The organism is Petrotoga halophila DSM 16923 (assembly GCF_002924615.1).
The window spans coordinates 1-9,588 of sequence record NZ_JALY01000205.1; the positions used below are offsets into that span (position 1 = coordinate 1).

General features: G+C 33.8%; 14 protein-coding genes. 4 read left to right on the top strand and 10 right to left on the bottom strand.

What is annotated here, in order from left to right; translation table 11 throughout:
- Positions 1 to 1,383 (top strand): AAA family ATPase (locus tag AA81_RS10000; RefSeq protein WP_146050382.1); only part of this gene is annotated, 1,383 nt, incomplete at its 5' end.
- Between the two features lie 13 nt (positions 1,384 to 1,396).
- On the opposite strand, the gene rd is transcribed toward AA81_RS10000, so the two are convergent.
- From rd to AA81_RS10020, 4 genes are all read right to left on the bottom strand, one after another.
- The gene (gene rd / locus AA81_RS10005; protein ID WP_103079316.1) at positions 1,397 to 1,561 is read right to left on the bottom strand and encodes a rubredoxin; all 165 of its coding nucleotides are present in this window, start codon (positions 1,559 to 1,561) and stop codon (positions 1,397 to 1,399) included.
- Positions 1,562 to 1,593: 32 nt separating this feature from the next.
- Positions 1,594 to 1,947, bottom strand: coding sequence for a class II SORL domain-containing protein (locus AA81_RS10010; RefSeq protein WP_103079317.1), 354 nt, complete (start codon positions 1,945 to 1,947; stop codon positions 1,594 to 1,596).
- Between the two features lie 31 nt (positions 1,948 to 1,978).
- The gene (locus AA81_RS14710) at positions 1,979 to 2,473 is read right to left on the bottom strand and encodes a rubrerythrin family protein (RefSeq protein WP_103079343.1); all 495 of its coding nucleotides are present in this window, start codon (positions 2,471 to 2,473) and stop codon (positions 1,979 to 1,981) included.
- Between the two features lie 152 nt (positions 2,474 to 2,625).
- Positions 2,626 to 4,440, bottom strand: coding sequence for a heme NO-binding domain-containing protein (locus AA81_RS10020; protein WP_103079318.1), 1,815 nt, complete (start codon positions 4,438 to 4,440; stop codon positions 2,626 to 2,628).
- A 377-nt stretch (positions 4,441 to 4,817) separates the two neighbouring features.
- On the opposite strand from AA81_RS10020, the gene AA81_RS10025 reads away from it, so the two are divergent.
- Both AA81_RS10025 and AA81_RS10030 read left to right on the top strand, forming a co-directional pair.
- A complete protein-coding gene (locus AA81_RS10025) occupies positions 4,818 to 5,126 on the top strand; it encodes a hypothetical protein (RefSeq protein ID WP_103079319.1) in 309 nt (102 codons plus the stop codon).
- Positions 5,127 to 5,138: 12 nt separating this feature from the next.
- On the top strand, positions 5,139 to 5,684 hold the full coding sequence (locus tag AA81_RS10030) for an HD domain-containing protein (protein WP_103079320.1): 546 nt from the start codon (positions 5,139 to 5,141) through the stop codon (positions 5,682 to 5,684).
- A 9-nt stretch (positions 5,685 to 5,693) separates the two neighbouring features.
- Here the strand turns inward: AA81_RS10030 and AA81_RS10035 are convergent, their stop codons facing one another.
- A complete protein-coding gene (locus tag AA81_RS10035; protein WP_103079321.1) occupies positions 5,694 to 5,933 on the bottom strand; it encodes a hypothetical protein in 240 nt (79 codons plus the stop codon).
- 32 nt (positions 5,934 to 5,965) lie between these two features.
- Here AA81_RS10035 and AA81_RS10040 point away from each other — a divergent pair, with 32 nt between their 5' ends.
- Positions 5,966 to 6,526 (top strand): 2'-5' RNA ligase family protein, encoded by a 561-nt coding sequence (locus AA81_RS10040; protein WP_169926359.1) that lies wholly within the window; start codon positions 5,966 to 5,968, stop codon positions 6,524 to 6,526.
- Positions 6,527 to 6,528: 2 nt separating this feature from the next.
- On the opposite strand, the gene AA81_RS10045 is transcribed toward AA81_RS10040, so the two are convergent.
- From AA81_RS10045 to AA81_RS14585, 5 genes are all read right to left on the bottom strand, one after another.
- The gene (locus AA81_RS10045) at positions 6,529 to 7,365 is read right to left on the bottom strand and encodes a DUF368 domain-containing protein (protein WP_169926360.1); all 837 of its coding nucleotides are present in this window, start codon (positions 7,363 to 7,365) and stop codon (positions 6,529 to 6,531) included.
- A gap of 112 nt (positions 7,366 to 7,477) precedes the next feature.
- The gene (locus AA81_RS10050) at positions 7,478 to 8,305 is read right to left on the bottom strand and encodes a PHP domain-containing protein (RefSeq protein WP_103079324.1); all 828 of its coding nucleotides are present in this window, start codon (positions 8,303 to 8,305) and stop codon (positions 7,478 to 7,480) included.
- Positions 8,306 to 8,348: 43 nt separating this feature from the next.
- Positions 8,349 to 8,618: a hypothetical protein gene (locus AA81_RS10055; protein ID WP_103079325.1), complete on the bottom strand. Its 270-nt coding sequence runs from the start codon at positions 8,616 to 8,618 to the stop codon at positions 8,349 to 8,351.
- A 189-nt stretch (positions 8,619 to 8,807) separates the two neighbouring features.
- Entirely contained in the window at positions 8,808 to 9,392 is a 585-nt protein-coding gene (locus AA81_RS10060) for an NUDIX hydrolase (RefSeq protein WP_103079326.1), read from the bottom strand.
- Positions 9,389 to 9,588, bottom strand: a 200-nt coding sequence (locus tag AA81_RS14585; protein ID WP_500690314.1) for an Ntn hydrolase family protein, incomplete at its 5' end; no start/stop codon positions are given. The genes AA81_RS14585 and AA81_RS10060, both read right to left, overlap by 4 nt.

Here is a 9,588-nt window from a genome sequence, read left to right on the forward strand (position 1 = left end):
TACGAAAAGCATCACAAGGTCGAAATATTGGATGAAGCTTTAATTGGAGCAGTAAATCTTTCTCATAGGTATATTAATGACAGATTTTTACCAGATAAAGCCATAGATTTGATAGATGAAGCATGTGCGCGAGTAAAGCTTAGAAACTCAGCCAAACCAGAAAAAATTAGAGAATTGGAAAAGAAAATGTCAAAATTAGAGGAAGAGATTAATAAACTAACCTTAGAGGAGAAATACGAAGAAGCGTCTCAAAAAAAGGCAGAATATTTTGATCTTCAAAAGGAATTAGAAAAAGCACAAAAAGCTGCCAAACGAGTACAAAGTGAAATAAGCAATGTAGTAGATGAAGATATAATAGCCTCGTTGGTACAAGAATGGACGGGTATCCCTGTTACACGAATGGTTGAAGATGAAAAGAAGAGACTCGCCAATCTTGAAAATGAAATACACACCAGGCTAGTTGACCAAGAAGAAGCGGTTAACACCGTAGCAGATCATATTAAAAAGGCCAGAGCAGGATTGAAAGATCCTAAAAAGCCGGTTGGTTCTTTCTTGTTTCTTGGACCAACTGGTGTTGGAAAAACCGAATTAGCCAGAACATTGGCTGAAATACTCTTTGGAACCGAAGATGCACTGGTCAGGATAGATATGAGTGAATACATGGAAAAATTCAACGTTTCTAGGTTAGTAGGTGCGGCACCAGGATACGTAGGTTACGAACAAGGTGGGCAATTAACAGAGATAATCAGGAGACGGCCCTATTCAGTAGTATTATTCGATGAAGTTGAAAAAGCTCATCCCGATGTATTCAACATATTGTTACAGATCTTAGACGATGGAAGGTTAACAGATTCTCAAGGTAGAACCGTAAATTTCAGTAATACCATCATAATATTAACTTCTAACTTAGGTTCAGAGTTCTTAAATAAAACCAAAAAAAGTGTTGGTTTTGTTGGAGAAACAGAAGAAGAATCTTATGAAAACACAAAAAATGAAATTATGAGCCAGGTAAAAATGGCCTTTAGACCCGAATTTATTAACAGGCTGGACGATATTATAGTATTCAAACCTTTGAGTATCTCTCAGATAAAGAGAATAGTCGATATAATGATTTCAAGGTTAGAAGGAAGGTTGAAAGAAAAGCATATCAGCATTCAAATAACTGAAGCAGCGAAGGACGTTATAGCAAAAGAAGGATTCGACCCAGTTTATGGAGCCAGACCGTTGAGAAGGGTTATAGAAAGAAAAATCGAATCACCTTTGGCAAATATGATCATCGAAGATACTATAAAAGAAGGAGATACGGTCATAGTTGACTCAAAAGATGATGAAAATTTAGAAATAAGAAAAGCTGCTGGAGAATTATTAAAAAAGCGGGATTAACATCCCGCCTTTTTTATTCTTCGAGTAGTTCAAAGTCTTCTTTAGCAGCACCACAAACGGGGCAAGTCCAATCATCCGGTAAATCTTCAAAAGAAGTTCCAGGTTCTACGCCGTTATCTGGATCTCCTACTTCTGGATCGTATATATAACCACAAATAGTGCATCTATATTTTTTCATTCTTATCAACCCCTATTTAATATTTTCTAAAATCAAACTACAGAAACCTTTTTGGTGTTTTCCCAAAGTCCATGAATATTACAATGAGAGAGTGCAATCAATGTTCCTGATTTTGCTAACTTTATTTTTGCTTTTACATGAGGTTCCCCCACAACAGGTCCGAACATATATCTGCCTACATGTACGGTATTTGGATCATCATCGTATTGTATAAAAAGATCTATCCACTCAATATGGTGCTCTACTGTGTTTGGATGTTTAATCTCCTTACCAACCTGTACATCAACTTCAAACTCCTCGTTAGGTTGAACATTGTCTGGACAATCGATTGTAGGAACATGTTTTTCATTTTTGAAATCTTTAATCTTAATTACGTCACCTAACACAAAGAATCATCCCCTTTCTTAAAAAATTTAATTAGAATTCTACAAATTTGCTTCTTGGAGCTCCGCAAACAGGACATTTTTCTGGTGCTTCTCCTTCTACGGTATAACCACAGACATCACATATGAAGATTTTACCAACTTCCACATCTTTACCCTGTTCTGCAACCTTTTTTGCATTTTTGTACCACTCGGCATGTATCTTTTCTGCTTCCAAGGCAAAATGAGTGGTCCTTACCGCTTCGTTTTCTTCTTGAAAGTTAGCTGCATTATTGTACACGGGATACATTTCTTCAATTTCAAAGGTTTCCCCGTCTATACACTGTTGTAAGTTATCTTCTGTTGATCCTATATAACCCAAAGCTCTGTAATGGTTCCTCGCGTGAACAAACTCAGCATGAGCAATAGCTTTCCACATCCTGGAAAGATTTTTCAACCCTTTTTCTTCGGCCTCAGCAGAGAAAATCAAATACCTCATGTGTGCCTTAGATTCACCACAAAAGGCATCTTCCAAAAACTGCCTCGTCATTTGTCTTTCTACCAAAGTTATCTACCCCCTTCATTAAAATTATTTCTTCATCTAAAAATTCTATAACACCCTTAAAGCACAATCCGAAGTAAATTATAACATGAAAGTTTTAAAAAAAGATGAATAAAATAAAATAATTATGAAATAAAAGATCACGTATTACTAGATAAGCTTTCTTTAAGGGAAGAAATAAATCCTTCCACCTCTTTTATGTTCTGTAGGATTTCTTTTATGTTATTTACAAACGTTTTGACGGAAGTAGATATTTCTTCAGAAGTAGCCGAACCTTCTTCAGATATAGCTAACAAGTTTTGGGTGTTTTTTGTTAAATCTTCCAATTTAACCCCTTCGCTACTTAATTCATCTAAAATTTCGCGGATTTCTTTGGAAATATTTTCTATATTAGTTGCAGATTCTTTATTATCTTGAGAACTAATTCTTAGATTATTAGCTCCTTCTTTCATTGATTTAAATTCTTTTTCAACAGTTTTGGTTAACAGCTCAATACCTGAAGATATTCTGCTAAGTATATTATCAATCTGTGAAGCAGCTATTTTGCTTTCCTCTGCTAAATTTCTTATTTCGTCAGCTACTACAGCGAATCCTCTGCCAGCTTCTCCTGCTCTTGATGCTTCTATTGCCGCATTTAAGGCTAACAAATTAGTTTGATCCGCAATACCTTTCACCGTATCAACGACTTTAAGAATTTCTTGAGTATCCTCTTCTAACTTATCACTTTCTTTTACCAAATTATTGAACCTTTCGCTCATACTTTCTATTTCTTTTGAGGAATTTTCCACTTTTGAAGAGGAAGCATTTATTCTTTTGACTGCATTTTCCAAAGAGTCTACCATTTGATTTTCTCTGGATATGATACTTTGTATAGTATTTACATTTACTTCAACTACATTTGATATGGACTCGGCATCTTGAGCGATTTGTTCTGAGCTTACAGCAACCTGTTCAACTAATTCTCCTATTGAGTCACTTATTTCCTTCATCTCCTCAGCTCTTTCTCCAACTTTTCCTGTAAAGGTTTCTATTTCTTCTATATCCCCCGTCAGCTGAATAAAAATTCCATTAAAATTGCTTCTCAAACTATCAATTTCTAAAGAATGCTTTTCGAGCAGTTTCTCTCCTTTTAATAGTACCGGTTTATCATATTCGAGGTTATTTAAATTTTGTAACCCTTCTGTGGAAGAAGAAAATAATCGTTTGAAATAATTACCCATGGAAAAAATAAACGTTCCAGATAAAATACCTGTAATTAAAAAAGTATACCAATGGTTTCCTAAAATCCAGGTGAAAAGCCAAGATAATAAAAAGACTATGATTATCGTATAGAAGGTAAGTGAAGTAAAAAACATTTTCATTAATGACAAACTCATTGCTACAAAAAACCTTGCCTTCTTAATTTTTGCATAGGGTTTCTCACTCTCTAACTTTATTTTTAGAAAGCTGCCTTTGTCAGTGCTTCCTTGATCAACAATCTCATATTCAATTTTTTCTCCAAAAACCTCAGCTGAACCTTCCAACAGCCCGAGGAAATAGTATCTCATATCTCTGAAAGATCGATAGGTAAGGTACGCGGAATTGCTATCGATGATTTCAAATTCAATGGCGGGAGGTTTAGCCCCCTTTATTCTCCTTGTCAATGATTTATGAACATCATTCATGGTTGACAAAAATGAGAGAAGTCCTTTTTTTTTGAAAAAATTGGGGTAATATTTTTTGAAGGTATAAATGTTTTTTTTGCCCAATTCTTTCATGATCTCTTCTTTTGATTTATTCGTTGATTTACTTATTAAATCAAGAAGTTTAAACACTTTAGAATCTTCTAAATCTTCGAAAGGAGAGAAATGTTTGTTTTCTGGAATTCCTATTTCAGTTAAAAGTTGATTCACATAATCTTCTCCATATGTATTTTTCCATGTTTCCAGCCATGTTTCAACGATCATTCCTTTCATTAAATCCCCTCCTAGGTGCAGTATTTATAATGACTTTAGAAACTCTAAAACCTGCTTTAGCGCCCCTTCGCCCCGCAGCTCGCCCATAAGGATAAAAGCTCTTTGCCTTTTCCCTGTAGCCCGCCCAGAAGCATAAAAGTTCTTTATCTTTTTGTCCTTAAATTATACCATATTTTTTCTAGTTATTTAATTATTAAAAAATAGAGCACAACTAATTTGTATATTTGAGAAATGCACCAATCAACTAATTGATCGGTTAATAAGTTTGAGCAAAGCTTATTTATTGCACGAAACACCTTTGAACTCTAAAAGATTGTGGTATAATACTTAAAATAATACAAAAATCCGTTTTTCTTCAAAGGAGGTACTCAAAAAGGATGGCTAAGAATAATGTTGAAGACTTAGAGAATAGGATAAAACTATTAGAAGAACAAAATAAAGAAAACAGAGAAACTTTGGACGATCTGCTTTTTCAAAATTCTAAACTGAAAGAAAAATTAAATAAAATATGGCATAATCTGAAGATCATGTTTTGGTTATTTTTTGGTTTAGTTGCTTGTTTGATATTAATTTTTACCACAACACCACCCGTGGTAATCGGTTTATGGATCATCTTTGGAGCTATTTTGTTTACTGTATTAATCTTTTATTATTACTTTAAATTTGCTTTTAATAAATTTGAATAAGGAGTGATTTTTTTGACTAGAGAAGAAGCCCTAGAGTTACTAAAGCAAAACTTAAAAACGGATAATTTGTTCACTCATTCTCTTGCCGTAGGAGCCATTATGAAGGAATTAGCAAAACATCTAAACAAAGATGAGCAAAAATGGGAAATCACCGGTTTACTACACGATCTGGATTATGAAGAAACGAAAGACGATCCAGATAATCATGCGTTAAAAACTGTTGAAATGCTTGGAGACGAGGTTGATCAAGATGTAAAAAACGCTATATTGGCACATAATGAAAAAAAAGAGTTAGAAAAAGATATTGAGATAGCCCTATATGCTGCAGATCAACTTTCTGGGCTTATCGTTGCCGCTGTTTTGGTCAGACCAAACAAAGATATAGCCGAGTTATCGGTAAAATCGTTAAAAAAGAAATTCAAAGATAAAGCTTTTGCAAGAGGAGCGGATAGAGAAAAAATAAAAGAAATAGCCAAGCTGGATATCGAATTGAACGATTTCTTTAAAATAGCCATTGATGGTATGGTTCGAATAAAAGATGAATTGAGCTTAGAATGATAAATATTATTATTCATCTTTATTATTTTTATCATTTACATCTTTTGATTCATTTTGAAGTTCAACGATTCTTAGGTTCATAAAAGTGAAAAACGAAATTGAAACAACACCAAATGTGGCAAAAATCCAAGTAACTAGAGAAAACCAAAAAAGTTTTGTGAACCAAAAATAGAATATTAAAAGAACTCCAACAGAAATAGAGAAATAATAGATAAGAAACTTCACGATTCGTTTTTTGTTGTAGCTCATCTTTAAACCTCCCACTAAAAAAGGTGATAACAGTGCAGTCTCTTTTAACTATTTTACCTCAGCCTTTTTACAACAAAATAACAAAACTTTGGAATGAATTGGACAAGAATTTTGATATTAAATGGGTAAAAAATAACGTGCCTTTCCCTCATATAACTTGGAGTGTCGCTGAGGAGTATAAAGTTAACGATTTAAACAAGTTACTCAAAAAGGCGACCAAAGAATTAGATTCCTTAACCATAAAAACGGAAGGTGTAGCCTTATTTACCGGCAAAAAATTAACATTGTACATCCCTGTAAAACCGACAAAGGAAATTTTGAACTTTCACGAATACCTTTGGAATTTGGTCAACGTAAATGAGTCAAAGTTAAACGATTATTATTCTCCAGATAATTGGTTTCCACATATAACTTTAGCGGTAGAAGATATTAATAAAGAGAATATTGGACAGATTACTAGTTATTTGTCTGATAAAAAGTTAAAATATCAAATAAAGTTGGAATCTCTTTCCCTAGTTCACAGAGAGTTAGGGAAAGAGGTTGAAATTGATCAAACTTTTGGCATTCCGAAACGGCGAAAGAGGAAAAAGTAAAATTATCTATTGTTTCTACCAAACCTTTCAATAATTACAATTACCGTAGCTCCTACTAAACCAAATATTAAAAAGCTAACAAAGTTCTCTATTTTTGAAATGGGGGCCCTCAATCCTCCAACCATCAGTCCCATCAAAAAAAACATTGTAGCGAGGTAAAACTTATCCAATACCCATTTCAGTAATCTACTCATAGAAGCCAATCCCAGCACAATACCTAAAACAAAGGTTATCAGCACAGAGAAATTAAAATCATTAACTGCTTTTACTATGTATGAATACTGATTCAAAAGTAATAGAACGTAGGCACCGGAAATCCCCGGCACGATCATGGCAGAAATAGCCAAAAATCCTGACGAAAAGATTATTAAAAATCCGTGTTGCTCTAATAAAAACTGTGCCCCTGAAATATAGAAGGCAACTAAAAAACCAATAGCGGCTGAAATAAAAAAAGAAACGTATTTGGATTTATGGGTATTTTTGAAATCAACATTTTTAAATAGATCAGATCCCAAAAAAAAGATACTACCGATAATTAAACCTGAAAAGAAAGAGAAGACACTTGTTTGATAGTTGTTTATTAAAAAGTCTATAAATCCCAAGGTTGAGAACATTCCAAGAAAAACGCCTATGTACAACATGATCAAAAATCTAAGTTCCCGACTTTTCGTTAAAGTTTTGAAATTAAATAAATTGGTAAAAACAAAAGACCATGCAGATATGAAATTCTCATAAATGCCAAGTATCAAAGCTATCGTCGCCCCTGAAACCCCAGGGATAGAATCAGAAATACCCATGAAAACACCATACAACGGAATTAAAAGATTTTTTTTCTTCATAAATACCTCCATTCAATAAATTTCTTTATAAAAAAAACCCCGCATAAAGCGGGATAAGTTGGGGATTTTATTGGGGGTTATTGTTTTCTAACCCTATTATATGTAGAAAATCTTAAAGCATCCTTAAAATATTTAAAAAAGGTTCTAATTCTTCTTTGCTGATGTTAATCCCCATTTCTATCCCTGTTTTGTTTGTTCCATGATAATCCGAACCAGCAGTAATAAACAAATCATACTTTTTGGCAAGGGTTTTATATCTTTCGATCATTTCTTTGGTGTGCAAGGAATAATAAGCTTCTATGCCGTCTAATCCATAATCTACTAACTCTCTAATCAGATTGTCTAGGTTTTGTTCATCGAGTTTTGTTTGATAAGGGTGCGCTAAAACAACTACACCCCCAGCTTCTTTAATTAACAATATTGCATCTTTTGGATCCAACCTTTTTTTATCTAAGTAAAGAGGTGCACCTTTCTTTAAATACTTATCGAAAGCCTCTTGTTTGTTGCTTACATAATTTTTTTTCACCATTAAAGAAGCAAAATGTGGTCTACCAATCAATTCTCCGCCTGCTTCTTCTTTTAGTTCTTCAAGTGAAATTTGAAAACCAAGTTTTTGCATGTTTTCGATCATCAAAACGTTTCTTTTTTTTCTGTACTCTTGAAGGTCTTCTAAAACCTTATTTAACCTTTTGTTTTTGATATCAAAGCCGTATCCTAAAAGGTGTAAAGTGTTCAGGAATTCTGCACTTATTTCTACTCCAGGAATGAATTTTAACTTGTTTAAATTTGGAAAGTTTTCTATAGCTTTTATTCCATCAAGGGTATCGTGATCAGTGATAGATAGATATTCTATATTTTTTTCTAAGGCCAGATTCAATAATTCATCAGGAGTGTTACTTCCGTCAGATCCTGTAGAATGAGTATGAAAATCAACTTTCACTTTTTCCCTCCAGTTTTAATTAGTATTACAGCGCCCTTTTTATTTATTTTTTCCAAAGAACTTTGTTTTTTTCGTCGTCGTATATCTCTTCAACATCGTCGGGTAGATCAATTTCTTCAATATATTTGGATATAGCTTCTTTGATCAGGTCTTCTGGTAAAGAAGTGATGAACCATAAGTCGCTTAACCAAACTTTGTTGTTTTCTCTTAGCGGTGCTTTATAAATGGCACTTTCTACTGCCTTTGCAAATGTAGATAAAGGTACTTCCTTGACAAAACCTTTACCTGAATTTTCTCCGTAGATATTGTTCATAACGACAATTTATGCCTCCTTAATGTGCACTTTTACTATTTTTAGAAACTCTAGAACATGCTTTAGCGCCCCTTCGCCCCGCAGCCCACCCATTTAAGGAAGCGCACCCATTTAAGGAAGGAACCTTCGGTCCCTTGGACTCTGGTGGGTGAAGGGCTCCGCCCTCACAATTGGTCTAATAAGAATTTTCTACATGTTATTTATAGCTATTTCTGTCCAACCTTCGAAATTCACATCCTTTAAATTTACGATTTCCTCTTTTTTCATCCATGTGCTCTCAAAGTTATCTTCTTCTTTAATCTTCGCAGAATCGATGAATCCGACAAAAAGGACACCTAAATGAACCTTGGATACATCTTCAGTGTTATCGTTGATTATTCCTTTGTAAACATATTTATATGAATTGGTAATCCATAATTCTTCATTAATTTCACGATCCATTCCGTTGAAAAAGGTTTGTTCCATAGTAATACCCTTATCCCCTTTGTTTATGTGGCCCCCTATTCCTATTGATATTTTGTTGTGAAGCCTTTTTTCTCCTTGATTTTGTGTTCTTTTTAAAACTAAAACTTTGCCTTCGTAGTTTTTGAACACTACATAAGGTATGATTTGTTTGTAATTATAATCGTTTTCTATTTCATCTCTTTCGTGGAAATTACCGCTTTCTAATATTTCTACGAAATCGCTAAATTTTATTTTAAAAAAATTATTGTTGAACGAAGATATTTTTTCTACAATTTTTATGGTGGGAATAGCTAAAATCTGTTCACTCATTCTATAATCTCCATTGTTATATTATCGTTCGTGTAAATACATATTTCACCGGCTATTTTTATGGCTTTTTTTGCAATTTCCTCAGCATCTAAGTCCGTGTTTCTTAACAGAGCCATTGCTGCAGCGTATGCATAAGGTCCACCGGAACCTATTGCAATTGCATCTTCTTGTGGTTCCATAACTTCACCATTGCCAG

Coding starts and splice junctions, on each gene's coding strand:
- AA81_RS10060 (WP_103079326.1), bottom strand. CDS start 9,392: ATGAGTGAACAGATTTTAGCTATTCCCACCATAAAAATTGTAGAAAAA.
- AA81_RS14710 (WP_103079343.1), bottom strand. CDS start 2,473: ATGACGAGGCAGTTTTTGGAAGATGCCTTTTGTGGTGAATCTAAGGCA.
- AA81_RS10045 (WP_169926360.1), bottom strand. CDS start 7,365: ATGAAGAAAAAAAATCTTTTAATTCCGTTGTATGGTGTTTTCATGGGT.
- rd (WP_103079316.1), bottom strand. CDS start 1,561: ATGAAAAAATATAGATGCACTATTTGTGGTTATATATACGATCCAGAA.
- AA81_RS10025 (WP_103079319.1), top strand. CDS start 4,818: ATGGCTAAGAATAATGTTGAAGACTTAGAGAATAGGATAAAACTATTA.
- AA81_RS10020 (WP_103079318.1), bottom strand. CDS start 4,440: ATGAAAGGAATGATCGTTGAAACATGGCTGGAAACATGGAAAAATACA.
- AA81_RS10035 (WP_103079321.1), bottom strand. CDS start 5,933: ATGAGCTACAACAAAAAACGAATCGTGAAGTTTCTTATCTATTATTTC.
- AA81_RS10055 (WP_103079325.1), bottom strand. CDS start 8,618: ATGAACAATATCTACGGAGAAAATTCAGGTAAAGGTTTTGTCAAGGAA.